This is a genomic window from Limosilactobacillus caccae (genome assembly GCF_900156885.1).
Taxonomy (GTDB): domain Bacteria; phylum Bacillota; class Bacilli; order Lactobacillales; family Lactobacillaceae; genus Limosilactobacillus; species Limosilactobacillus caccae.
The window spans coordinates 621973-646857 of record NZ_FTOY01000011.1; the positions used below are offsets into that span (position 1 = coordinate 621973).

A 24885-nucleotide genomic window follows, 5' to 3' on the forward strand; every position below is an offset into this window, starting at 1 on the left:
CTCATGCCATTACTCATCGTTTTAATCGGTGTTGTCCTATTAATCTTCATGATCGTTAAATTAAAGCTCAACACCTTTGTTGCCTTAGTTGTAACTTCATTTATCGTCGCCCTGATGCTGGGCTTACCATTTGCAAAGATCCCCGGAATTATCGAATCAGGAATTGGCTCCCAGCTAGGCCACTTAGCAATTATCTTTGGTTTCGGGTCAATGCTTGGTAAGCTGGTATCTGACGCTGGTGGTGGTTACCGGATTGCCACTACCCTGATTGACAAGTTTGGCCGGCGCTGGATCCAAGTTGCCGTAATCCTCGCTTCATTTATCATTGGCTTAGCCCTGTTCTTCGAAGTCGGGTTAGTCGTTGTCTTGCCGATCATCTTCATTATTGCTCGTGAATTAGATATGCCGCTGATGTACCTCGGGATTCCAATGGCGGCCACGTTGAATGTTACCCACGCCTTCTTGCCACCGCACCCTGCACCAACAGCAATTTCAGATATTCTTGGTGCTAACTTAGGGCACGTCCTTCTTTTAGGAATCGTCGCCGCAATCCCAACAATTATTATTGCTGGTCCAGTCTTTAACTGGTTCCTCCACAAGGTATACCCAAAGGTTTACCGTAAAGACATTGACATCTCAGTACTCGGTGAATATAAAGAATTTGACCTGGACGAAACACCAAAGTTTGGCATTTCCGTATTAACGGCAATGATGCCCGTCATCTTGATTGCCATTGCCACAATTTGCTCATTCATCTTTCCAAAGAACAACCCAGTAAATGAATTCATCCAATTTGTCGGTGCCCCTGACCTCGCAATGCTGCTCTCATTAGTCTTTGCAATCTTTAGCATGGGTCTTTGGCGTGACAAGAAGATGGGTGAGATCTCCAACTCAATGGTTGAATCCATCAAGCAAATTTCCGTAATGCTCTTAATCATCGGTGGTGGTGGTGCTTTCAAGGAAGTCCTTGTTGAAGGTGGAATCTCAAATTACATCTCAACGCTCTTTGCCCAGACCAACATCTCACCAATCCTTGCCGCATGGTTAATCACCGCCATCCTTCGTGTGTCACTCGGTTCATCAACCGTTGCCGCAATGACTGCCGCCGGATTAGTCGCACCAATGGCACAGCAATTTGGGTCTAACTCCGCAATGGCTGCCCTGATGGTTCTTGCTGTCGGTGCCGGTTCTGTCTTCTGCGACCACGTTAACGATGCTGGTTTCTGGATGATCAAGGAATACTTCGGCCTGTCACTAAAGGAAACCCTCCTTTCCTGGTCAACCTTGACATCTGTCTTAGCGGTTGCCGGTCTTGGAGCAGTTTACGCAATTTCATTATTTGTCTAATCACAAAGTTGTGGCTTAGCGGTCACAACTTTTTATTATTTTAATTGTAGGAATAGCGTATAATAGAAGTTATTATGACATTAAAGGCCACGATTTATTCATGGCCTTTATTTTTGAACGGAGCAAGTTAAAAATGAACTATATCTTTTTAATCAACCCCCGCGCAGGAAGTGGGAAGGGACAGCAGGTCTGGGAAAAGATTCGTACCTACTTAACAAATACGTCAATCTCATATCAGGCAGTCGAAAGTAAACAAGTCGGCCAGCCACGTGACCTGGCTGAAGAAATCGCTAATCACCACCCTGATAATTCCTGCCTTGTCGTAATCGGTGGTGATGGGACCCTTCACGAGGCGATGACCGGGCTAGTAGCTGCTAACCAAAAACACCGGCTCCCCCTTGCCTACATCCCCGCAGGAACCGGCAATGATTTTGCACGGGGCTATGGTATCTCAACCCAACCGCTAACCGCCCTCCAGCAGATCATCACCAACAGCCACCCTCATCCGATTAACGTCGGGCAGTTTACCAACCACCAGGATGACAGTCAGGGGATCTTCCTTAATAACTTCGGAATCGGCTTTGATGCAGCAATTGTTGAACATACCGTTGATTCGAAGCTAAAAGCATTTTTAAATCGACACCGCCTAGGCACCCTCTCGTACGCCTTTAAGACCATCAAAATTCTCTTCACACAACCCGCGTTTCACGTGAAAGTCACCCAGGATGGGCAACTGTTCGACTTTCCACGGGCGTTCCTCGTGGTGGCAAGCAACCACCCCTATATCGGTGGTGGAATCAAGATTGCGGCCGACCAACAAATTGGGGAAGAAAAGCTTGAACTCGCCATCATCGAAAAGCGCCACTGGCCGACATTTCTCTGGGCAATCATCATGTTTGCTAGTGGCAAGCTCATCCACTCCCGCTTTGCCCACCTCTTCCGGGGAAAGGTGCTTTCCTACCAGTCATCACCCCAACAATACGGGCAAATTGATGGCGAGGTTTTAGCCAAGCAACGCTTTGACCTCTCCCTTTCATGCATTTCCTACCCCATGTGGCAAGAACCAATTAACAAATAAGTGAAGGACGATCAAAATGACACAACATATTACCATCGCGGACGTTGCAAAAGCCGCTGGCGTTTCCGTCACGACCGTTTCGCGAATTATCAACGGCCATTATGAAAAAATGCGGCCGGCAACCCGGAAGCGTGTCGAACAAACAATCAAGGAACTAAACTTTGTTCCCACTGCCTCCGCCCAACGACTCCGCCAAAATAAGACCCACGTAATTGGCATCCTCGTCGGTGACATCTCCAACCCCTTCTCATCGCTGTTAGCAAAGGGAATCGACGATGTCCTCCAGCAGGCTGGTTATGATATTCTGTTGATGAATACTAATAACTCGATTGAAACTGAGGGACGGGCGCTCCAACGACTCTACCAGCAGCGGGTTGACGGGATTATTGTCCAGCCTAATTCCCGGCAATTTTCCCAGTATAAACAAGCAATCAGCGCGAACCTCCCCCTTGTTGTTGTCGACCGGGAAGTCGATGACCAGCCACTTTCCGTCGCCCGGGTTACCAGCGCCAACCGGGACGCCTGCTACCGCTTAGGAAAGATCTTAGTTGCCCGTGGCTACCAAAACATCCTCACGATTAGTGCCCACTTTGCCGACGCATCAGGACAGATTCCACGGATAGCCGGGTTAAAAGTTGCTGCGGAAGAAAATGGACTTAGCTATCACAACATTGAAACCCGGGGACATGATCGTAACTGGCTGGTTAAAACATTTCTCCACCAGTTTAATGAGCTTACCGGCCGCACCGCCGTCATTTCCTTGATGGGACCGGTGCTCTTCGACCTGCTGAGTATTTTCAAGGAGCTGAATCTCAGCTTCCCGGCTGACCTTGGCCTAGTCAGCTTCGACGACTGGGAATGGTCACAATATGTCGGTGACGGAATTTTCTTGCTTAAACAGGATATGGAACTGATGGGTAACCTCGCCGCAGAAAAACTGCTCAGTCAGATCAAAAAGCATGATACAGGCTGTGCGACAACCCTCTTACCAGTTGAAATCGTTGCCCACCATTCTCTTTAGAATATCGTGGTGAGCGGTTATAATAGTAAAAGAATTAATTTGAGTTATTAAAGGAGAACACAAAATGAACTACATAATTGGTGTTGATGTTGGAACTTCCAGTGTAAAGGCAGTCTTATATAATTCGACTACCCAGGTGCTTGCCGAAGCGAGTTATGGCTACGAATTGCACCGCAACGCTGCTGGGATGGCAGAACAAGAGCCAGAAGAAGTGGTCACGGCAACGGAAAAGGCAATTCGCGATGCCGCGGCACAGGCGGACCTCTCCACTGGTAAACTCCTGGCAGTTTCAATTTCCAGCGCCAATCAAAGTTTGATCTTGCTCGACGAAAACAAGTCCCCCCTGTCACGCTTGATTACCTGGGCGGATAGCCGGGCACAACGGGCAGCAGACAAGCTTAAAATGATGACTGAGGGTCAGCAATTATACTTTAAGACTGGGACCCCCGTTCATCCGATGTCAACATTAACTAAACTACTATGGCTAAAAGAAGACGAGCCAGAACTCTTTGCTAAGACTGCTTACTTTGCTGACATCAAAGCTTACTTATTCTACCGCCTCTTTAATGAATTTAAAGTCGACATTTCAATTGCTTCTTGTACCGGTCTAGTTAGTCTCAAAACTGGTCAATGGGACCCACAAGCCCTTGAACTCACCGGGATCACCAAAGAACAGCTTCCTGAAATTGTCAGCGGAACCACCCAGGCAGTCGGCTTGACCACGGCCGCCCAAGAAAAGCTCGCCATCCCTAAAGATACTCCGTTCATCTACGGTGCTTACGATGGGGCCCTTTCTAATATTGGTGTTGGCGCAACAAAACAAAATACCTTTACGATCACAATTGGCACCTCAGCCGCTGTCCGGGTTGTGACTGACCACCCGGTTATTGATCCGGAACGCCGCTTGTTCTGTTACGCTATTGATAAGGGACTATGGGTTGTCGGTGGTCCATTAAATAACGGTGGTGACGTCTATGAGTGGGGCGTTAAACACCTCGTTGATACAAATGCGGTAAAAAACGAGCATGTTGACCCCTTCACTCTTGCTAACCACGTGATTGAAGATGTTCCTGCTGGTTCTCATGGTTTGCTCTTCCACCCCTTCCTCGGTGGTGAGCGGGCACCCCTCTGGAACGCCAAAGCCCGGGGAAGCTTCTTCGGGCTTTCCCAGATTCATACCCGAGCAGACATGCTCCGCGCAGTAATGGAAGGAATTTCAATGAACATTGCGACAGTCTTCCAGGCTGTCCGCGCCCTCGTCGGTGAACCAGTTAGCGTTACTGCAACTGGTGGCTTTGCCCGGTCACAGGTCTGGCGGCAAATGTTAGCGGATATCCTAAACTGTCCAGTCAACATCCCCGATTCATTTGAATCTGGCTGCCTCGGTGCCGCCATGATGGCAATGCAGAGCCTCGGAATGATTGACAGCCTTGATACACCGTTAAATAAGCAATTTATCGGTAAGGTCAGCTCATACCAACCATCCCCTGCTGCCGTTAAGGTTTACCAGCGCTACATCCCGCTCTTCCAGCAAGTAGAAGAGATGCTTGCCCCGGCTTATTCAGAGATTGCCAGCCTGCAGGAGCGCCAGAATAAATAAAAAACAAACGTCTTACGAGCCAGTAAAGCTTGTAAGACGTTTGTTTTATTTAACAGTAATTTCTTCTGCATCCTGAATCCGTGCCAGTAAGCTCGGTTGCTCAGAGCGGGCGGGAGAAACATTCTTTTTTTCTTGACCATGGCTAGTCGCCACAAAATACATCCGGGAGTATGGTTCATAGCCGGCCATCTCGCGCTGGATCTTCCGGAAGCGGTTAAGGGTTTTGATCATCCCCTGCTTGTTGCGGGTAAGTTCAACTGCCCCAGCATCAGCAGCAAATTCTTGTTCTTGACTGAGGGAAAAATTAAGTAGCTTTCCCACCGCTAAAACAACCGGGCTCCCTAAGACAACAAACGGCAAGATAATAACGAGGATGGCGATTGTCAAAACTAGTACCGCGCCATCACTACTATCAGCCTCTTTCTTCTTCGCCGTCGAACGCTCACTTTCATTATCCGGCAGCCAACCAATAACCGTTGTCAGTAATCCTAAGCCGAGATTCCAGACTGCCCGGTTGACAGAATAATAGAGCATCATCAAGCGGGTGCCGTGGTTACGGATTGTCGCTATTTCATGCCCAAGAACTGCCTGAAGCTCGTCATCACGTAATAACTTTAGTAACCCGCTGGTAACCGCAATGGCTGCGTGCTGGGTGTCTTTACCAAAAGCAAAGGCATTCGGTGCCGGGTTGTCGATGATAAAGAGCTGGGGAACGGGAATCCCCGCATCGTTAGCAATCTTCGTCACCGCCTGCGCCAGGCGTGGTTTACTTTCCAAATCCACCGGCACCGCCTGATTTTCCTTCATCACCGCTGTAATATTATTACGCTGGACGCCTGCAAAAGCTATTATCACTGTACAACCCCACCATATCAGTGTAAGCAGGATTACCAGTCCAATCACTTGCGGCTGGATTGCTGTCCGAAAAGCCGGGATAATTGCATCGCCGATTGACGTTTCAATATCCAACTTATTATGGGGATGGATCCGAAAGAAAAACGTATAGTCATAGATATATCCATAGCAAACAGCACAAATTGCTAGGTAATCGATAATCAACGCTTTGCCAAGAAGTCCCCATTCTTGGCGCCTATTTTTGGCTATCTGTTGTTTCAACAAAATCTCTCCTCCTTACCAACTACCGGTATCACCGGAGTCATTACTGCCACTATCGCTATCACTACTATCAATAAAACCACTTTCGCTTCTGTAGTCGCGATCATAATAGCTATCGTCACGATCGTAGTAGCTATCATCGCGAGCATCACCAGAGAATAGCTTAACAATCGCCCAAATAAACCCAAAGACAATAAATCCGATCGCCCCAAAGACGCTGAGCATACTGTCTAACTCACTCCAAGTGCTTTGCGTCGCTAGTGAATCATTGTCATCTTCACCATTGAGCGAATCGGTTAGCCGGTCGACCATTAACTGAACCCCGGCATCATAGTTATCATTTTGAAAGTCTTTCTTGACATGACTTGTCAGAATTGTCCCCAAGTAGCGATCACTAAACATTTCACCAATCTTGCTCCCCTTTTCAAAGTGAACCTTGCGATCCTTTATCGCATACATCAACATCGTGGCATTTTTACCAAGGTGGTGGCGTTTAAAATATTGTGCGGCTGCCTGGTCAATCGGCTGGCCCCCAGTCGTCTTAACCGTGACAACATAGATTTGTCCCTGCTTAAGATGCTTGTTTTTATTATTAATGAAGCGAACCGTTTGCTCTTTTAAAACATGCGCCTGGTCATCGACATACTGGTCAGCAGCATGGCTACGGCTGGCAAAGCCAACGAGGGTAAAGAGGAAAATCACGCCCGCTAGGAGGGCCTGTTTCAATAATTTATTCTTTTTCAAGATCTGCATCTCCCTTTTCTTGCCGGTATACCGGCCGGTGTTTTGCTGCCCGTTTATCGTCGTAATACCATACGCTGTCAGGAATTTGGTAATAAAGCCGGTACTGCGTTGAATACTTTGCAATGTAGTACCAGCTTAAAAACATGTCCAGCATTAACGGAAGGATAAGGGCAACAAATAACAAGCCAACTAACGGGTAAGCACCACCGATCAAAATTCCAACAACATTCAAGTGTCCCTTTCCGGGGGTCGCCGCCTTTTGAATAAACGAAATCGCATAGGAAAGTAAAATAAACGATTTAACCGAAATCAGTTTAGGAAATTTAGCCTCTTTGACTGGCTGGCCAGTTACTTTCGCGAGCTTTTTGCGCCGGTAATTAACTAGTTTACTGATCAGGGCAACCATAATTAGTACCGACCAAATCGTTGTTACAATCGACCCATTATTGCCAATTGCACAGCCTAACGTAAGTGGCAAAAGTGCCAACATACTTACCAGGCAGAAGATTGCCATCAGTGGCAGAGCCAGTAGTCGCTGGACGAGGATGTTCGGAAATGGCATTAAAAGATAGGCCACCGCATATATGCCGAGCGCTTTTAATAAGGTTGCTAAGGGGGTATAAATATCCATCGAAATCAGCTGGACTGCCAGCGCCGTATCACCAGAAAGGAAATAGTCACCATACGACTCAGCGGGGGTGTCAGCTGGCGCTAAGCCCAGTGCTATCATCATGATGATAAATGCCCCCACAGCTAAAAGACTGATAAAACGGCTTCCCAACGTCACCACATTTTTTTCTTCATCATTATCATTAAACAGGTCTTTGCGGTCCGCAACCACTTTCTTCGACTGCGCAAAGCTTAATCTTAATAGTTTCATCTTCAACTCCTCATAAATTGTCCAAAATAAAAAGGAGTCAGTACTCCCCTGATACTGATTCCCCGATATTTATTTAATTATATTTATCGTGCAATAACATTCTAGCAGTGATTAGCAGAAAATTAAATAGTTAACAAACAATTTCTGCTTGTCTTTACAAGATCCTTTTAAATATCACTCGATAAAACAATATACTAAAAAAGATTCGGTAATATTCCGAATCTTTTTTAGTGGTTACGAATCACTTTTACTAGCCCGATTGCTAAACTAAGTGTTATCCCTAGTGAGGTCAATAGCGTATATCGCCGTAATTGCTGATTTTCTTCTGCCAGCATCCGGATTTCTCGTTGCATTGCCTTCTTCTTCACGTCCTGCACCACCCTTATTTGAACTACTATTTTCATCATATCATATTATCTGTACTGATGATAATCCATCTTGTCAATGGGTGGTGGGCCAGGCCCTAGCAATCGTGAGTGGCTTGTTGAATCGCCCCTGAATCAAGCGAATCGACGTCAATAATCGCCAAATTATCAGTAATCGTCCGGTTAGTACTGACCAGTGGTAAAGTGAAATATTGCTTATTAAAGCGGACTTCCATCTGTTCATCTAGTTGTACCGCACTATACCCTTTGATATACACATCCCCTAAGTTAGATGGGATGTGCTGGTCAAAGTCCGGCAAGTCACGCTGCTGGTCAACAAAGATCAGGCGAAACGCCCCGTCCAAGCTGCATCCACCAACTTTAGAAAAAGGGCCAACCCCATCATCAAAATCGAGGAGGATCCGCTTATTGGGGGTGAGGTAGCGAGACAAGCGTTGCTTTGCGGCGGTGGTAAAAGTAATCTTCATATTAAACAACCTCATTTCTCTTCAAAATTATATTTTTAGTTTAACAACAACCAGCATCAAATGTAAATTTTAAAGCCTGCCAAGCCACTAACTTTTCGTTCACCAGTATTTTAAACCAAAAAAGACTGGCGAATATCCCAGTCTTTTAGCTTATTATCGTTGCTTAGCCTTCAAAAGCATCCGTCAAAGGAGGAACAACTTGCTTCTTCCGTGATACGACGCCTGGCAAGTTCATCCGGTTGTTGTCACCAAGCTTCTTCCCAAAGGCTTCTTCAACCTTGGCAGTTGGTTCACCAACTACTAATAGATCTGAATCGCTGTTCAAGATATTGGTAGCAATCAGCAAGAACAAGTCGTAGCCATTTGCGTCCATCAAGCTGTGCATTTCCTTTTCGAGGTCAGCCTGGCAGGCAAATACGTCGTCTAAGTCAACGGTGTTTACTTGGCCAATCCGAACCTTAGTGCCGCCAAGTTCAAAGGTCTTCGCATCGCCATCAACGATGTCAGCATCAGACTTAGCATCAAGATTGGTCCCTGCCTTAAGCATTTCAATCCCGTACTTTTCGTAGTCTTCTACACCCGCAACCTTTGCCAAGTACTTAACTGCTTCCCGGTCGTGGTCAGTCGTCGTTGGTGACTTCAAAAGCAAAGTATCAGAAATAATCGCCGAAAGCATCATCCCGGCTAAGTTAGCAGGAATATCGATGTGCTTTTGTTGGAATAACTCCGTGATGATCGTACTTACACAACCATATGGGCGAACAGTTGCCCATAGTGGTTGCGCAGTATCAAAGCCTGCGATCCGGTGGTGGTCAACTAAGTGGGTAACAGTAAGCTTGTCAATGTCAGCAACACTTTGTTGTGGTTCGTTGTGGTCAACAAGCATTACCTTATCTACTTCGTTAGCAGCGGTCTTGATAACCCGTGGGGCTTCTAACCCAAACTTCTTTAATGCAAACTTGGTCTCATCGTTTGGTTCACCAAGGGCAACTGCTTCTGTCTCATAACCCAATTGGTTTTGGAAGTATGAAAAAGCCATTGCTGCGGTAATGGCATCTGTATCAGGCTTTTGATGTCCAAATACTAATTCTTTGCTCATATAAATTCCTCCTGTATGTTCACAATTTATCCTAGCATTAGCTAGTACGTGAAACAATCTACGTCCCCTATTCTATCATGGAAGCTAGGACTTTGTAGACCATTTAGCAAATTATCCTTATTTTTCTTGACCGAGGACAAAATCCTTAACGATTTGCCACATTTTTTCGTGCTGCTCGTTAAATAAGCGCGGTGGTTGGCCACTAAGGGCGAAATACTTCGTCGCAATGGTCTCTGAAGGCTTAACCGCGTAACGCTTATCATCCACCGGCTGAACCAGGTACAAGACATTGACTGGCTGGACCTTATCACCATTGGGATAGGTATAAAAGTCTTGGTCCAACAGCGCTAATTGCTGCACAGGCACCACCGCAATGCCAGCGTCTTCTTTGAACTCCCGCTGCGCCGTTTCGGAAAAGGATTCGCCGAATTCCATGTAGCCACCGGGGAAGCCCCAGTCGCCAGTATCAGCCCGTGCCTGCAACAATACCTCGTCATGCTCGTTCACGAGGGCTCCGGATGCACTAGTCATTATCAACGGCCGGTGACCGACTGCATCCCGAATTTCTTTTATATATGCGATGATTACTCACCATCCTTTGCTTGGCTAAAGTAATTATCAAGGTACACCTTATAACTGATTGCCATAATCAAGCTCCGCAACATTTTCTTTTGCTCGCCCTTGGCCGTCCCGACCTTTGCCAACGTATCCTGGTAGCCAAAGACATAGCGCAAAACATTTTCAAGCTCACCACAAAAGTAGTCATAGGCCGTCGCCACGTCAAAGCTACTTTCTTGCTGGATCTCAATCCCCATTTTCAAGTCACTCAACTGCAAGACATTCTTTGCCACCGCAATAAAAATTAAGTCAGCGAGCTGCTCTGGTCCATATAACTTCTTTTCTGGCCGACAAATTATCTGGTGCTTGACGTAATTGCTAACCATCGAGGGGGTCAGCTTAACATCCCCTAATGCCTTCAGACAGTCATTCACATACTTTGTCGTTTGTTCAAGATATAACCCCATTGCCGGCAATTCCGCATAGCGCGGTAGGCGAAACTTAGCAATGGATTGGTTGATCTCCCGTTCTATCTTTTCCACGAATCGTCCCTCCATCGTAGCTATTATAGCTAACGCAGTTATTATCCGTCAATTTTAATCTCATCACAAGTTTTTTAAAAACCGTTGATTTAAATTTAACAGCTAAATATAATGAATACAAATAACTCATTAAGGAGAAGCATAATGGTTACAAAAATAATTGCTGACTCGGCAGCCGATTTGACTGCTGACCACATCAACGGGGTGCCCTTTGTCAGCGTCCCGTTAACAATGGAAATTGATGGTAAACGGTGGGTTGACGATGATGAGTTAAACTTACCAGCTTTTCTTGCCGCTTTAAAAGCAACCCACCAGCAGGCAATCTCATCCTGCCCCAATATTAAAGACTGGCTAAATGCCTTTACTGGCGGCGACGAAATTTACGTTGTCACAATCACCAGCAAGCTATCCGGTAGCTACAACGCCGCTAACCAAGCCGCCGCAAATTACTTAGAAGACCACCCTGATGCCAACATCCACGTCTTCGATTCGGCCAGCACCAGTTCACAAATGCAACTAATCCTTGAATACATTGCGGAACTGGTCAATCAAGATTGTCCCTTCGATGAAATAGTGGCAAAGACAGAAGACTATCTCAAGCAAAGCAAGTTATTATTTTCCCTCAAGGAACTTGATAATTTAGCAAATAACGGCCGGGTTAAACCCGCGATTGCTAAGTTAGCAAAGTTACTCGGCCTGTACATGATTGGGACTGCGGCTGATGGCGAATTCCAACTTCTAGCAAAGGTCCGGTCAGAAAAAAGAAGTCAACGGGCCCTGCTCAAGGAAATGATTGCGAGTGGTTACAAGGGTGGCAAGGTACGGATCAACCATGTTCAGGCAACCGCGGCCGCTAATAATTTGCAAAAACTAATTCTTGAACAGTATCCAGGGGCGAAAGTGGTTATCGGTCCCTGCCGTGGCCTTTGTTCCTTTTATGCCGAAAATGGTGGGTTAATGGTCGGTTTTGAAAAATAACAATTAAGTGCTAAGCAAAAAGAGACAGACGAAGCGAGTTTTCGTCTGTCTCTTTATCTATTCTTGATTAACTGGTTCTTCATTGAGCACGTTGCTTATCTTTTGCCGCAACTTCACCGGCATCCCCTGGGTATCCGTGTCAACCACAAATGTCCCGTTGGACTTAATGGAGCCGAGGTGGTGGTCAGTCGCCATCACATCCTGGAAGACTGGCCGGTCCGTAATGATTTCAAATGCGCCTTGATAATCAGCATCATAAGCTAAGAAGTCCGCAATTTCATGCGGGTGGGCCTTCAACCGGTGAAGGACTAATTCTCCCCGCCGCGACCGGGCGCCAACTTCAATCTCATCAATTGGCATCTCCTTAAATGCGCCGCGCTGGGTAATGACAGCGACCCGCTGCCCATCAGCAACCATCACCTGGTCAACCACGTAGTCATCATCCTTAAGGTTAATCGCCCGCACACCAGCCGTCCGAATCCCGGTCACCGGTACATCAGCAACGTCAAAGCGGACCGCGTAGCCCTGGCGGGTAATCGTCAGCAGTGATTGGTTTACATCAGCTGGCTCATAATAGTCAACACTGACCACCCGGGCATCCTTGCTCTTGAGCTTAATGGCAACACTAGCGTGACTCTTGTAGCGCGAACCTGGTTTGTAATCAACGAAGGCCGTTTGCTTAACCTGGCCATCACTAGTGCCCATAATGATCGTTCCAGGCTGGTCAAGCTTATCAAAGATCATTGCCTTAATGATTTCTTCATCGTCGGCGAGCCCAATCGTTTGGGAAATATGTTCCCCCGTATCTTTCCACCGGGCATCGGTAAGTTCATGAACTGGCCGGTAGATGATATGACCAAGGTTGGTAAACATAAATAGGTGGGCAAGGGTCGTCGTTTGCTGAACTAATAACGGGTAATCATCCTCCCGCAAGCCATTTTCATCCGCCGCCGAAGCCTTGAAGGAACGAATACTGCTGCGTTTAATGTACCCCGCATGGGAAACTAAAACAACCACATCTTCGTTTGCCACCGTAACCTTCGTGTCGATTTCCAACTTTTCAACATGGCTTTCAATCTTGGTCCGCCGCGGGTTACCAAAGGCCTTCTTAATTGCCCGGATTTCCTTGGCAAGGACCTTCGCTAACTCGTTATCGTCGTTTAAGACCAGCTGGTATTCAGCAATCTTCGCATTTAACTGCTTTTGCTCTTCTTCAAGCTCGGTGACATCAGTGTTCGTCAACCGGTACAGCTGTAAAGTAACAATTGCCTCTGCCTGCTCTGGCGTGAAGTCATACTCGTTTACCAGGTTTTCCTTTGCATCTTTCCGGTTTTTACTTGCCCGAATCGTCTTGATCACCTGGTCAAGAATTGAAAGGGCCTTGATTAACCCTTCCACAATGTGGAGCCGGTGTTGCGCCTTTTGCAGGTTAAACTGGGTCCGCCGCCGGATAATTTGCTTTTGAAATTCTAGGTAGGAAGTCAAGATATGCTTTAAGCCAACCCGCATTGGGCGCTGGTCATCAATTGCCACCATGTTGAAATTATAATTAATCTGTAAATCAGTGTTTTTCAACAGATAGTTAAGAATTCCCGTCGCATTAGCGCCCCGCTTCAGCTCAATGGCAATCCGCAACCCACTCCGGTCAGTCTCGTCACGTGCTTCCGCAATCCCTTCGACCTTCTTTGCTAAGCGTAAGTCATTGATCCGCTTAACCAGTTGGGCCTTATTGACCTCGTATGGAATTTCCGTCACGTTAATCTGCTGACGGCCACCACGAAGGGTTTCAATTTCCGTCCTGGCCCGGACAACTACCCGGCCACGACCGGTCTGATAAGCCTTCCGAATACCATCAAGGCCCTGGATAATTCCGCCAGTGGGGAAATCAGGACCGGGGATGAATTCCATCAGCTTATCAAGGGAGGCGTCGGGGTGCTTAATCAAGTAGATCAAGGCATCGAGCACTTCTCCCAAGTTGTGGGTCGGAATTTCAGTAGCATACCCCGCCGAAATCCCGGTGGCGCCGTTAACAAGGAGGTTGGGAATCCGCGCTGGCAAGACAGTCGGTTCTTTTTCAGTATCGTCAAAGTTAAGGGTCATCTCGACCGTATCCTTATCGATATCTTGCAACATCAAACCGGCAATCTTGCTCAGTCGCGCCTCAGTGTAACGCATGGCAGCTGGCGGATCCCCATCCATCGAACCATTGTTTCCGTGCATCTCAACCAATGGCTCCCGTAGCTTCCAGTCCTGGCTCAGCCGCACTAGGGCTTCGTAAATTGAACTATCACCGTGGGGGTGAAAATTACCCATCACGTTCCCCACTGACTTGGCTGACTTCCGGAAGCCCTTGTCATAGGTGTTGCCATCCTTATTCATGGCAAATAAGATCCGGCGCTGAACCGGTTTTAAGCCATCACGAATGTCCGGCAACGCCCGCTCTTGAATAATTGACTTTGAATAACGCCCAAAGCGATCACCCATGATCTGCTCAAGGGTCATGTTTTCAATTTTTCCGTTTCTCACAAAACTTTATTCCCTTCTCTTTAATTCCAGGTGCTAATCGTTGGCTCCTTTTTTGCTGGTAACTGTCCCTTGTTTTCAACGAGCTTGTCTGATTCTTGGTCATCACTAAGGGTAAATTGAACGTTTTCTTCAATCCACTCCCGTCGTGGTTCAACCTTATTCCCCATCAAGGTGGTTACCCGTCGTTCAGCCAGTTCTGCATCCTCGATTCCGACCCGGATCAAGGTCCGCGTCTCTGGGTTCATTGTCGTCTCCCAGAGCTGGTCCGCATTCATCTCACCAAGCCCCTTAAACCGTTGTAATTGTGCTCCTTTGCCCATCTTTTTGGTCAACTGGGTCAGTTCCTCGTTAGTCCAAGCATAGGTGATCTTCGTCTTTGCGCCCCGCCCGCGTTGCAGACGGTACAGCGGTGGTAGGGCAATGTAGACCTTCCCAGCTTCAATCATTGGCCGCATGTACTTGTAGAAGAAGGTCAGTAACAGGATTTGAATGTGGGCACCATCATCATCGGCATCGGTCATGATAATGATCTTATCGTAGTTCGCGTCTTCTACGTTAAACTCTGAACCAGCGCCAGCCCCGACAGTGTAAATAATGGTGTTCAGTTCTTCATTTTTAAGGACGTCATCAAGCTTGGCCTTTTCGGTGTTGAGCACCTTCCCCCGGAGCGGCAGGATCGCCTGGAACTTCCGGTCACGGCCTTGTTTTGCCGAACCGCCGGCAGAGTCCCCTTCGACTAAGAACAATTCATTTTTCTTTGCATTCTTTGACTGGGCAGGGGTTAACTTCCCGGATAAGTTCCGTTCTTTCTTGCTCTTGCGCTTACCACCACGGGCCTGGTTACGGGCCTTTCGTGCTGCTTCACGGGCTTTACGAGCCTTTAATGCCTTTCTGATCAGCATCTGGGCAAAGTCACCGTTTTCCATCAAAGTATAACCTAGCTGCTCACTAACGATCGCATCAACAATCTTTCTTGCTTCTGGGGTCCCCAGCTTATCCTTTGTCTGTCCCTCAAACTGGAGCAGCCGTTCTGGAATCCGCACGGAGACAACCGCTGTCAACCCTTCGCGGACGTCACTCCCCTCAAGGTTTTTATCATTTTCCTTGAGTAAGCCAACTTTTTTGGCATACTCATTAAAGGTCTTCGTCCACGCATTGCGGAAACCGGCCTCATGGGTCCCCCCATCAGGTGTCCGCACATTGTTGACAAAGGATAAGAGGCTCTCTGAATAGCCATCATTGTACTGGGCAGCTACTTCGACCTCGACCCCGTCTTGCTTGCCATCAAAGTAAAGGACCTTCCCTAAAACGTCCTTACCCTCGTTAAGGTAAGTAACAAATTCTTGAATACCGTCGTTGTACTGGAAGACCTCCTGTTTTTCTTGGCCCGCCCGCTTATCGGTTAAGACAATCTTGATCCCCTTTAACAGGAATGCCGACTCCCGCAGCCGGTTAGCAAGGGTGTTGTAATCGTAAACCGTCGTCGTAAAGACTTGTGGGTCCGGCTTAAATGAAACTGTCGTCCCGTTGCCGTCCGTCGTCTTCCCTAACTTTTTAAGGGTACCGACTGGTTGACCACCATCTTTGAACACTTCTTGGTAGCGGACGTGGTCACGGACGATCGTCAAGGTCAAATGCGTCGACAGGGCGTTAACCACTGAGGCCCCCACCCCGTGAAGACCACCAGAAGTCTTGTAACCATCCGCCTGCCCAAACTTACCACCGGCGTGAAGGACGGTCATGATGACTTCCGGCGTTGGCTTCCCAGAAGCGTGCATTCCAACTGGCATTCCCCGTCCATGGTCTTGAACAGTGATTGAATTATCTGCTTCAATGGTGACGTTAATCTCATCACCGTATCCTGATAATGCCTCATCAACGGCATTATCAACAATCTCGTATACCAGGTGGTGAAGCCCCCGCGAATCAGTGGAACCGATATACATCCCTGGTCTCTTACGCACCGCCTCAAGGCCCTTTAAGACCTGAATAGATGAGGCATCATACTTTACTTCTTTCTTGGCCACAAAATGACCTCCCATTGCCAATTTATTTTAAACGTATGTTCGAAAAATCATTGTACCATTTATTTTTACCTAATGTAAAGATTTTCTCAAACAAAAGCATCCATATTGAATAATACTCAAATCTTAGTCCATAAGCAAATGACAATTTATAAATCTCGCCATTGCTGTGGTGTAAACTTCCTATTCATGCTATTCTTAAATGCTGTAAGCTATTATTTAAGGAGCTATTATTATGACTATCAAAATTATTGGGATGATTATTATCGCCTACCTTCTTGGTTCAATCCCAACAGGTCTATGGATCGGTAAATACTTTTACCATAAGGACATCCGTAAGCTCGGCAGTGGCAACATCGGAACAACCAATACCTTTCGGACACTTGGACCTAAGGCAGGGGTTGTTGTGTTAATCTGCGACATCTTAAAGGGGACGCTTGCTGCTAGCCAGCCATACTTTTTAGGTGTTTCAAGCAGCGTCAACCCGCTATTAATCGGGCTCTTTGCTAGTCTTGGCCATACCGTTTCAATCTTTGATAACTTTCATGGTGGAAAGGCCGTGGCGACTAGCGCCGGGATTTTACTTGCCTACAATCCTCCGCTATTTGGCGTTGCCTGCCTAATCTTTATCAGCGTGATCCTACTGACAAGTATGGTCAGTGCAGCTAGTATCATCGGGATCACAACGATCTTCGTGATTGCCTTGTGCGAACACGACTGGATTCTTTCCGCAGTAGCTGGCTTTTTGACCCTGGTGGTCCTATACCGCCATAAAGCGAACATTGGCCGAATTCTAGCAGGAAAAGAATCAATGGTTAGCTTTGGCTTGGGCCACTACCTTCGTCAAAAGCACAAAAGGGAGTGAGGATGGCTAGGTGTTCTGGGCGTTGATTTATCAACGTTCAGACTAGCTCCGCGTCGCACCCCGGCTACCGCGCTGTAACATTAATATCTTTAAAAGGGTCTACAATTTTAAGTACTGATGGATTTAACATCGGTGCTTATTTTGTTTTAAAATTTAAAATAAAAAAACGAAAGATGGTTGGACCCCGTCTTCGTTTAAGAAAGGACCATCTTTCATGAATTATTCTACCAAAATTGCTTTAGGAATTAAAGATCGCCACCTTGAACTTGATATCAAACATTTCAAAAACCCGATTGAGGATCAAGGTAACTTGATCGTTGTCCATCTTACGCAAAGTTATCCCCATCATTGTCCTCTTTGCGGACAATTAATGAGCAAGAATGGCTTTAAAACTGTGCGGAGTTTAGGGCCATCGCTGCACTACAAGCCAACCATTTGGTCAATTCGCAAGCAGAAGTATATCTGTAAGCCTTCAGAAAATTGTCCTAAGACCGTTACTGATTTCGCCAAGGTTACTGATCTTAAATATCGTCATCACATCGCCTTAGCCGTCAAACAGCGTATTATGATGCAATTATCAACTAATGAATCGCAAACTGATATTGCCAAATCTTTTGGTGTCTCTGATTGGACTGTCAGACGCATCATTTCTAACCTCGATCAAGTCTTTAAGCCTAATTATCATTGGTTACCACGCCACATCGCCTTTGATGACTTCAAATCTGGCCGATTTGCGCCCAGTGACATGAGTATGATCTTAATGAATATTGAAAATAAACGCACCTTAGACATTATTTTGTCACGACGCAGCCGTTACTTATATAACTACTTTCTCCGCTATGATCGCTCCGCTCGTTTGGCCGTACAAACGGTTACTGTTGATTTATATACTCCCTATCGTCATTTAATTCATGAGCTTTTCCCTCATGCGTTAATTATCGCCGACCACTTTCACGTGGTCGCACAAGCATACCGGGCCTTAAACAAAATCAGAATCAAGGCAATGAATCGTGCTGGTAAAGGAACTCATCAATGGCGGGCCTTAAAACGTTTCTGGAAACTGATCTTAACGCCATCAGCTTCCCTTAAATACGATAATTACTGGTCGCGCCGTAACTTTCACTATGCGCAATTAACCGACGTTGAAGTAGTCCATCGCTTGCTTTCCTACGACGATGATCTAAGACAGGCGTATCGCTATTACCAAGACCTGATTCTCGCAATCAACCACCGCGATCAGAAAGAACTCAACCATCTTCTCGCTATTAAATGGACCCTTCTGCCACAACCACTTCAAAAAGTTCAACGGACCTTGCGCATACACAAAGCAGAGATCATCACTAGCTTCAAATATGACAACTATACTAACGGGCCAGTTGAAGGAACTAACAACAAAATCAAAGTAATTAAGCGGACTGCTTATGGTTTCCGGAACTTCTTCAACTTTCGGGCACGTATTCTCCTCGCTTTACCAAATTCATACATTGCCATCAATTGGAAAAACAAAAGAACAGCCCATACCAAAAGTCTGGCACGAGCTGCTTGAAAAGTTATTTAATTTTTTCTATCAGTACTTCTTGACGAAGAGCCCTTTAAAATAGCAAAGAGGCTGAGTTTCTTTCCAGCCCCTGCAATGTCGATGTAATAGTAAAATTAAACAGGGTTGGTGAAGAATAAGCTCTTCAGCGACCCTGTTTTTATTTTAAAACGGCTTAATGCTAAATTGGTAGTCACAGCTCTCGGTTGGTGCTAACCGGTGCATCCCCTGCTTATGAAGTAAATTGCCATCTGCGTTAACGTTATCGGCAATCCCCCACCATGGTTCGATGCAGGCGAACGGTGCCTCTGCTGGATACTGTGACCATACACCAACATACTCCGTTCCCTGGGTGTCAACCGTGACTCCGTGCGCACTTTCCTTATCCGTCAAGGTTACCGCAAAGTGTTCACCATCAGTCTTAAAGATGACTGCATCGTGGGCAAACATCTCGTGACTAATCATCTTGGGCTTTGTCATATCAATTAATTGTGGGTGGGCGGAATCATTGTACGGCCCGTCTAAAACAATCCGGGAATATTCCTCTGCCGGGGAGACAGCTAATTCAACATTGCTAAAGTCACCGGCACTGGTAAGCGGCATGTTAAAACCGGGGTGGGCACCGATTGCGTAAAGCAAACTTTCGTCATCGCTCGGGTTCTTTACCGTGTACTTAACCATCAGGCGGTCAGCAACTAATTCGTACTTAACCTCCAGGCGAAAGGCGAAGGGAAAGACTTTTCTTGTCTCTTCATCATCATGCTGTTCCATCACAACCGCGGTCGGCGTCTGATTGATTACTGCGAAACGACGATCACGCGCAAAACCATGCTGGGTCTGGTGGTAGGTCTGACCAGCAAACTGGTACCGGTCATCTTTTAAACGGCCAACAAACGGGAAAAGGATTGGTGCCTGCCGTTTCCAGGATGCCGGGTCCCCTTGCCACAGGTATTCCAGCTGATTGTCAGCACGCTTGATGCTGTGAAGTTGGCCACCTAACTCATCAATTTGCACTGTTAATTGTTGATTTTGTAAAGTAATCATTTGTGATCGATCCCTTCGATTGATAATCGTTTGACATTCATTATATAAAAAAGGTTCCAAATGCACAATAACAGCTTTTGGAAACCTTTTCAATAAGTTTTAGTAGTAAATTTTAGTAAATCTCCGTTTGAAGGTTTTACTAGTAATTTTCCCCTTAGATCCCTCTTAAGGGGGTTTATTTTGGTTTCTTTCCTACAATCCGATTGTTAAAACGTTGTTATTTCAACGGTTATAAGCACCTACAGATTAAGCACAATACTACTTCTGAACTTCTTCTTTGTAGTCACCATTTGGACAAACAACCTGCTTGCCGCCCTTAACCTTCTTTTCAACGAGGAAGTGCCCATCCTTTGGACAGTTACGACCAATTGGCTTATCCCATGAAACAAAGTCACAGTCCGGATAACGGGAACAACCATAGAACGTCCGATTCTTCTTGGACTTTCGTTCAACAACCGTCCCTTGACCACACTTTGGACAGGTAATCCCGGTATCCTTAACGATTGCCTTGGTGTTCCGACAGTTTGGAAAGCGTGAGCACGCATAGAATTTACCGTACCGTCCCATCTTGATGACCATCGGGGCACCACAGATATCACAGTCAATTCCCGCCAGCTCATCCTTCATTTCGATCTTATCGACTTCATCTTCAGCCGCTGCAACTTCCTTAGAGAATGGCTGGTAGAAACGGTCAACTACCTTGATCCAGTTTTGCTTTCCTTCTTCGATCTCATCTAGTTTGCCTTCGACATCCGCCGTAAACTTTGCGTTAACGATGTCTGGGAATTGCTTTTCGATGATCCGGTTAACAATCTCGCCAAGTTCTGTTGGTTCGAAGTGCCGGGATACCAACCGAACATAGTAACGCCGCTGGATAGTATCAAGAGTCGGGGCATAAGTCGATGGCCGACCGACACCATTTTCTTCGAGTGTCTTAATCAGGGCCGCTTCAGTATAACGGGCCGGTGGCTGGGTAAAGTGTTGAGCAGGGTCATCGCTCACCATCTGCGCCTGGTCACCTTCAACAAGTTCTGGCAAGACATTATCTTTTTCTGCCCCCCGCTTGTACACCTTCGTAAATCCAGGGAACTTAACCTTTGAGCCACTAGCACGGAAGTCAACCCCGTTTTGCTGGAGGTTAACATTCATCGTGTCAGTTACTTCGGCTGTCATCTGGCTAGCGACAAACCGCGACCAAATCAAGCTATAAAGCTTGTACTGGTCATTGGTCAAGAACTCCTTCATCTTCGCCGGCGTCCGGTAGACGGAAGTAGGACGAATTGCTTCGTGGGCGTCCTGGGCCCCTTCTGGAAGCTTCCCCTTAACCGGCTTAACAGCTGCGTATTCGCCACCATAATTTTCATGGATATAGTTTGACGCTTCATGCTTTGCGATTGACGCAATCCGGGTGGAGTCGGTCCGCATGTAGGTAATCAGCCCGACCGGCGCTCCTTCCTTGATATCAATCCCTTCATAAAGCATCTGGGCAGCCATCATCGTCTTCCGGGTCCGGAAGTTAAGCCGGCGGTTAGCATCCTGTTGCATCGTCGAGGTCGTGTACGGTGGCTGTGGTTGCCGCCGCCGTTCTCGCCGCGTAACCTTGGTGATCGTAAAGTCATCTTGCTTGTTAATCTTAGCAAGCACTTTTTTGACGTCATCATTGTTCTTTAAGCTAACCTTTTTGCCGTTCTCGCCATAGAAGACTGCCTTGAACTTATCGTTACCCTTTTTAAATTCAGCATCGATTGTCCAGTATTCTTCTGGCTTGAAGTTTCTAATTTCATTTTCCCGGTCAATTATTAGGTGGAGGGCAACTGATTGTACCCGTCCCGCACTCAGGCCTTTTTTGACCTTTTTCCACAGGATTGGGCTGATTGAATACCCCACCAGCCGGTCTAATACCCGTCGTGCTTGCTGGGCATCAACTAGGTCCATGTTAATCGTCCGCGGTTCCTTAAATGCTTCTTTAACCGCATCCTTGGTAATTTCATTAAAGGTAACCCGGTTCTTTTCATTATCATCTAGTTTCAAAATATTTGAAACGTGCCAAGCGATCGCTTCCCCTTCACGATCGGGGTCAGATGCCAAGTAAACCGCCTTGGCGTTTTTGGCATCCTTTCGTAATTCCTTGATTACATCCCCCTTACCACGGATTGAAATATAATCCGGGGCATAATCATGTTCAATGTCGACTCCCATCCGACTCTTGGGAAGGTCCCGAATGTGGCCAAGGCTCGCCACTACCTTATATGAGCGGCCAAGGAACCGGCCAATCGTTTTCGCCTTTGATGGTGATTCAACAATCACCAAATTCTTCTTAACTTTGGAACGGCGACGTGTTGTCTTTTTCTTTGTCGTCGTTTTTGTGGTTTTGGTTGCCATCTAAAATAGGCTCCTAACGTTTTTTATATTTTCTTCATTATATTATTAGTCCATTTGACCATCATCTGTCAAATATAATCTGTACTGAAGAAAGTATTTTAATCAACTTTCCGTTAGAAATCAACCCTTAAGCTAAAGCAAGCGAAATTCATCTAACAGGTCCTGAGCGGTCAAAATAGGTTTCGCACCAGCCGCAATCAAACTGTTGCACCCTACCGACAGGGCTGCATCGATCCGACCCGGAATTGCACAGACCGACCGATTTTCATCCAGGGCGATATTGGCGGTGATTAAACTGCCACTCCGCTTTTTGGCTTCTACGACTAGGACAACCTCACTGAGGCCAGCAATAAGGCGGTTGCGTTCGGGGAAGTGGTAAGCCAATGGCGGTTCACCAATCCCATACTCAGATAAGAGCAGGCCTTGACTAGCGACTTTTGCTTGCAGGAGTTGGTGGTTCCGCGGGTATACCTGGTCAATGCCACAACCAATCACGCCGATTGTCGGTCCACCATAGTTTAATGCTAATTGGTGGCTAAGGCCATCCACCCCCTTTGCTAATCCGCTAACCACAACTACCTGCTTTTTAATCAGCGGTGGCAGCAAGCCACGGAGGGTACTTTCGCCATAAGATGTCATCTCCCGCGTTCCGACGACCGCAATTGCTGGTTGCTGTAACAATGAAAGATTACCGCGGTAAAACAAAACCAGCGGCGGGCAGTAAATCTCCTGGAGTTTTTGTGGATACTGTGAATCTGCGATGGTAATAAAATCCGCCTGCTGGTTTATCGCGACCGCCTCATCAAGGGCCTCACTTGTCCAGTTGTTCTTCAAGGCAGTGGCGCTTTTTAAACTGATATTAGCGTGATCAATTAAATAATCAATCTTGTTGAAGCACCGCGAATCACGGGCACATTCCCACAAACGAAACTTGGATACTAAGCCGATTCCCCGGCATAAACTTAAACGTAATAAAAAATCTTTTACTTGTAACATAAAAAAGCCTCCCTAATATATATACGGAAACTTTTTAAAATTGCACTTTTTTATTTTAAATATTTTGGTACAGGGCTAAAAGAACGCCGGTGGATTGGGCACGCTCCTTGCTTTGCTAGGCCAGCCAAGTGTTCCTTAGTACCGTAGCCCATATTTTGGGCGAAGCCGTAGCCGGGATATACCCGGTCATAGTCCCGCATTAAATGGTCCCGGTATTCTTTTGCAACAATACTAGCAGCTGCGACACTGATACTCTTTTGGTCCCCCTTGATCAGGGTTGTCTGTGGAATGTCAATTGTTAACGGGACGGCGTCAACGATTAAGTGGTCTGGCCGGTGGTGTAAGTTGTTAACTGCCCGCACCATTGCGTCCTGGGTTGCAGCATAAATGTTTAGCTGGTCAATCTTATCCTGGTCATTGACCGCAATGCTAACCTCAACTGCCTCATTCACGATTTGCAAGTAGAGATTTTCCCGTTCGTGGCGGGTCAACTGCTTAGAATCAGTTACCCCCAACAGGTCAAAGGAAGAGTCGAGAATCACCGCACAGGTCACCACTGGCCCTGCTAACGGTCCCCGCCCAACTTCATCCATCCCCGCAACATAGCGGGCACCATGCTGCCAGTAATAATCCTCATACTTAAACCGCTGCTTAAATGCTGCCTGAGCTGCCCGTTGCCGGTCTAACCGGCGCTTCAGCTGGTTTAACGCTTGTTGGACCCCTTTTCGCTGGTCATCGACAATTGATTGCACATAGGGGTCATGTAGACTGGTCACTTCTTGCAGCCGGGCCTTAACCTGGCTAATCGTTTCCTTACTCATTTAACCCATCCTCGTTTAAGTCTGCTGGTACTTCCAAGGTCACCGGTCCTAATTTGCCCTTCCGGAGGTCAAAGATCAACCGTTCACTCCCCCGGTCATAGTCATCACGAAAGCCCATCTTGGCGGTAATCGTCAGCAAAAGGTCGGGGTTACCAACTGCTTCATCAAGGTCACTAGCAGCTAAGTGGTAGCGTTCCTGTAACTTTTCTGGCTGGTTTTGCCGTAGATAATCAAGGGCGAACAAGGCCACATCATCTTTAGCATAGAGGCTGTCCTTAATTGCCCCGGACAGTGCCAGCATCGTGCCCTGCTTAGCGGTAGCAAACTTATGCCATAACACCCCTGGCGTATCTAATAATTCTAGCTCTGCTGAAGAACGCAGCCACTGTTGGCCGGTCGTCACACCGGGGCGGTTTCCGGTGGCGGCAACGTTTTTCTTGACGAGGTGGTTGAGTAAGGTCGACTTACCGACATTTGGCACCCCCACACACATTGCCCGAATTGGCCGCTTCTTCATCCCTTTCGCCTGTTCTTCTGCCAGCTTATCATGAAGGATTTCCTGACTCTTGGCGGTTACTAGCTTTGCAACGTTGCTCTGCCGGGAATCAAGGGCCAATACCGGCTGCCCCTTTTCCTGATAAAAGGCCAACCACTTATTCAACCGGCCACGGTCAGCTAAGTCTGTCTTGGTCATGATCAGTAGCCGGGGCTTGTCCCCTGCAGCAAGGGCTACTTCAGGGTTTTGTGATGAGTACGGGACCCGGGCATCCACTAGTTCAAAGACGATATCGACTAACGACATCTGTTCACGGATTTGCCGCAATGCCTTGGCCATGTGACCAGGGAACCATTGAATTGTTGCCATTGTATCTCC

22 protein-coding genes are annotated in these 24885 nt (G+C 46.9%); 7 read left to right on the top strand and 15 right to left on the bottom strand.

Going from position 1 to position 24885, the window contains the following annotated elements; translation table 11 throughout:
• The first annotated feature begins 3 nt into the window (after positions 1–3).
• The 4 genes from CZ502_RS08980 (at position 4) to CZ502_RS08995 (ending at position 5046) form a co-directional block, all read left to right on the top strand.
• Positions 4–1347 carry a gluconate:H+ symporter gene (locus CZ502_RS08980; protein ID WP_076461737.1) on the top strand — a complete coding sequence of 448 codons (1344 nt, stop codon included), beginning with the start codon at positions 4–6 and terminating at the stop codon, positions 1345–1347.
• 133 nt (positions 1348–1480) lie between these two features.
• The gene (locus CZ502_RS08985; protein ID WP_076462360.1) at positions 1481–2425 is read left to right on the top strand and encodes a diacylglycerol/lipid kinase family protein; all 945 of its coding nucleotides are present in this window, start codon (positions 1481–1483) and stop codon (positions 2423–2425) included.
• A gap of 16 nt (positions 2426–2441) precedes the next feature.
• Complete coding sequence (locus tag CZ502_RS08990) at positions 2442–3446, top strand: LacI family DNA-binding transcriptional regulator (protein ID WP_076461740.1); 1005 nt, start codon at positions 2442–2444, stop codon at positions 3444–3446.
• A 64-nt stretch (positions 3447–3510) separates the two neighbouring features.
• A complete protein-coding gene (locus CZ502_RS08995) occupies positions 3511–5046 on the top strand; it encodes a gluconokinase (protein ID WP_076461742.1) in 1536 nt (511 codons plus the stop codon).
• A 45-nt stretch (positions 5047–5091) separates the two neighbouring features.
• Here the strand turns inward: CZ502_RS08995 and CZ502_RS09000 are convergent, their stop codons facing one another.
• From CZ502_RS09000 to CZ502_RS09035, 8 genes are all read right to left on the bottom strand, one after another.
• The gene (locus tag CZ502_RS09000) at positions 5092–6162 is read right to left on the bottom strand and encodes a M48 family metalloprotease (protein ID WP_143457284.1); all 1071 of its coding nucleotides are present in this window, start codon (positions 6160–6162) and stop codon (positions 5092–5094) included.
• Between the two features lie 15 nt (positions 6163–6177).
• On the bottom strand, positions 6178–6906 hold the full coding sequence (locus CZ502_RS09005; protein WP_076461746.1) for a TPM domain-containing protein: 729 nt from the start codon (positions 6904–6906) through the stop codon (positions 6178–6180).
• Complete coding sequence (locus CZ502_RS09010) at positions 6893–7786, bottom strand: hypothetical protein (protein WP_076461748.1); 894 nt, start codon at positions 7784–7786, stop codon at positions 6893–6895. Before CZ502_RS09010 ends, CZ502_RS09005 begins: the two co-directional genes overlap by 14 nt.
• A gap of 227 nt (positions 7787–8013) precedes the next feature.
• Positions 8014–8154 carry a hypothetical protein gene (locus CZ502_RS10805; protein WP_200804240.1) on the bottom strand — a complete coding sequence of 47 codons (141 nt, stop codon included), beginning with the start codon at positions 8152–8154 and terminating at the stop codon, positions 8014–8016.
• Positions 8155–8249: 95 nt separating this feature from the next.
• A complete protein-coding gene (locus CZ502_RS09020; RefSeq protein WP_076461752.1) occupies positions 8250–8639 on the bottom strand; it encodes an iron-sulfur cluster biosynthesis family protein in 390 nt (129 codons plus the stop codon).
• Between the two features lie 163 nt (positions 8640–8802).
• Positions 8803–9738: a manganese-dependent inorganic pyrophosphatase gene (locus CZ502_RS09025; RefSeq protein ID WP_076461754.1), complete on the bottom strand. Its 936-nt coding sequence runs from the start codon at positions 9736–9738 to the stop codon at positions 8803–8805.
• Between the two features lie 117 nt (positions 9739–9855).
• Positions 9856–10320, bottom strand: a complete 465-nt coding sequence (locus CZ502_RS09030) for an NUDIX hydrolase (protein WP_076461756.1) — start codon at positions 10318–10320, stop codon at positions 9856–9858.
• A gap of 2 nt (positions 10321–10322) precedes the next feature.
• Positions 10323–10838: a DUF1836 domain-containing protein gene (locus CZ502_RS09035; RefSeq protein WP_076461758.1), complete on the bottom strand. Its 516-nt coding sequence runs from the start codon at positions 10836–10838 to the stop codon at positions 10323–10325.
• Between the two features lie 144 nt (positions 10839–10982).
• Between CZ502_RS09035 and CZ502_RS09040 the strand changes: the two genes are divergently transcribed.
• Entirely contained in the window at positions 10983–11816 is an 834-nt protein-coding gene (locus tag CZ502_RS09040) for a DegV family protein (RefSeq protein ID WP_076461760.1), read from the top strand.
• Positions 11817–11873: 57 nt separating this feature from the next.
• Here CZ502_RS09040 and parC read toward each other — a convergent pair whose 3' ends face one another.
• Both parC and parE read right to left on the bottom strand, forming a co-directional pair.
• Positions 11874–14342: a DNA topoisomerase IV subunit A gene (gene parC / locus CZ502_RS09045; protein WP_076461762.1), complete on the bottom strand. Its 2469-nt coding sequence runs from the start codon at positions 14340–14342 to the stop codon at positions 11874–11876.
• Positions 14343–14362: 20 nt separating this feature from the next.
• Positions 14363–16384: a DNA topoisomerase IV subunit B gene (parE, locus tag CZ502_RS09050; protein ID WP_076461764.1), complete on the bottom strand. Its 2022-nt coding sequence runs from the start codon at positions 16382–16384 to the stop codon at positions 14363–14365.
• Positions 16385–16601: 217 nt separating this feature from the next.
• Between parE and plsY the strand changes: the two genes are divergently transcribed.
• Together plsY and CZ502_RS09060 are read left to right on the top strand one after the other, a co-directional pair.
• The gene (gene plsY / locus CZ502_RS09055; protein ID WP_076461766.1) at positions 16602–17231 is read left to right on the top strand and encodes a glycerol-3-phosphate 1-O-acyltransferase PlsY; all 630 of its coding nucleotides are present in this window, start codon (positions 16602–16604) and stop codon (positions 17229–17231) included.
• Between the two features lie 214 nt (positions 17232–17445).
• Positions 17446–18777, top strand: coding sequence for an ISL3 family transposase (locus CZ502_RS09060; RefSeq protein ID WP_076460150.1), 1332 nt, complete (start codon positions 17446–17448; stop codon positions 18775–18777).
• 156 nt (positions 18778–18933) lie between these two features.
• Here the strand turns inward: CZ502_RS09060 and CZ502_RS09065 are convergent, their stop codons facing one another.
• The 5 genes from CZ502_RS09065 to ylqF form a co-directional block, all read right to left on the bottom strand.
• Positions 18934–19812 (bottom strand): aldose 1-epimerase family protein, encoded by an 879-nt coding sequence (locus CZ502_RS09065; RefSeq protein ID WP_076461768.1) that lies wholly within the window; start codon positions 19810–19812, stop codon positions 18934–18936.
• 258 nt (positions 19813–20070) lie between these two features.
• Positions 20071–22194 carry a type I DNA topoisomerase gene (topA, locus tag CZ502_RS09070; RefSeq protein WP_076461770.1) on the bottom strand — a complete coding sequence of 708 codons (2124 nt, stop codon included), beginning with the start codon at positions 22192–22194 and terminating at the stop codon, positions 20071–20073.
• Between the two features lie 132 nt (positions 22195–22326).
• Positions 22327–23190 (bottom strand): DNA-processing protein DprA, encoded by an 864-nt coding sequence (dprA, locus tag CZ502_RS09075; RefSeq protein ID WP_076461772.1) that lies wholly within the window; start codon positions 23188–23190, stop codon positions 22327–22329.
• Positions 23191–23240: 50 nt separating this feature from the next.
• Positions 23241–24011 carry a ribonuclease HII gene (rnhB, locus tag CZ502_RS09080; RefSeq protein ID WP_076461774.1) on the bottom strand — a complete coding sequence of 257 codons (771 nt, stop codon included), beginning with the start codon at positions 24009–24011 and terminating at the stop codon, positions 23241–23243.
• Complete coding sequence (gene ylqF / locus CZ502_RS09085) at positions 24004–24876, bottom strand: ribosome biogenesis GTPase YlqF (RefSeq protein ID WP_076461776.1); 873 nt, start codon at positions 24874–24876, stop codon at positions 24004–24006. Before ylqF ends, rnhB begins: the two co-directional genes overlap by 8 nt.
• Positions 24877–24885 lie beyond the last annotated feature (9 nt).

Bases quoted from the DNA above. Each gene is read 5' to 3' on its own strand.
- rnhB (WP_076461774.1), bottom strand. From the start codon at position 24,011: ATGAGTAAGGAAACGATTAGCCAGGTTAAGGCCCGGCTGCAAGAAGTG.
- CZ502_RS09060 (WP_076460150.1), top strand. From the start codon at position 17,446: ATGAATTATTCTACCAAAATTGCTTTAGGAATTAAAGATCGCCACCTT.
- parE (WP_076461764.1), bottom strand. From the start codon at position 16,384: ATGGGAGGTCATTTTGTGGCCAAGAAAGAAGTAAAGTATGATGCCTCA.
- topA (WP_076461770.1), bottom strand. From the start codon at position 22,194: ATGGCAACCAAAACCACAAAAACGACGACAAAGAAAAAGACAACACGT.
- ylqF (WP_076461776.1), bottom strand. From the start codon at position 24,876: ATGGCAACAATTCAATGGTTCCCTGGTCACATGGCCAAGGCATTGCGG.
- dprA (WP_076461772.1), bottom strand. From the start codon at position 23,190: ATGTTACAAGTAAAAGATTTTTTATTACGTTTAAGTTTATGCCGGGGA.
- CZ502_RS09025 (WP_076461754.1), bottom strand. From the start codon at position 9,738: ATGAGCAAAGAATTAGTATTTGGACATCAAAAGCCTGATACAGATGCC.
- CZ502_RS08995 (WP_076461742.1), top strand. From the start codon at position 3,511: ATGAACTACATAATTGGTGTTGATGTTGGAACTTCCAGTGTAAAGGCA.
- CZ502_RS09040 (WP_076461760.1), top strand. From the start codon at position 10,983: ATGGTTACAAAAATAATTGCTGACTCGGCAGCCGATTTGACTGCTGAC.
- CZ502_RS08980 (WP_076461737.1), top strand. From the start codon at position 4: ATGCCATTACTCATCGTTTTAATCGGTGTTGTCCTATTAATCTTCATG.
- CZ502_RS09065 (WP_076461768.1), bottom strand. From the start codon at position 19,812: ATGATTACTTTACAAAATCAACAATTAACAGTGCAAATTGATGAGTTA.
- CZ502_RS08990 (WP_076461740.1), top strand. From the start codon at position 2,442: ATGACACAACATATTACCATCGCGGACGTTGCAAAAGCCGCTGGCGTT.
- plsY (WP_076461766.1), top strand. From the start codon at position 16,602: ATGACTATCAAAATTATTGGGATGATTATTATCGCCTACCTTCTTGGT.
- CZ502_RS09020 (WP_076461752.1), bottom strand. From the start codon at position 8,639: ATGAAGATTACTTTTACCACCGCCGCAAAGCAACGCTTGTCTCGCTAC.
- CZ502_RS08985 (WP_076462360.1), top strand. From the start codon at position 1,481: ATGAACTATATCTTTTTAATCAACCCCCGCGCAGGAAGTGGGAAGGGA.
- CZ502_RS09010 (WP_076461748.1), bottom strand. From the start codon at position 7,786: ATGAAACTATTAAGATTAAGCTTTGCGCAGTCGAAGAAAGTGGTTGCG.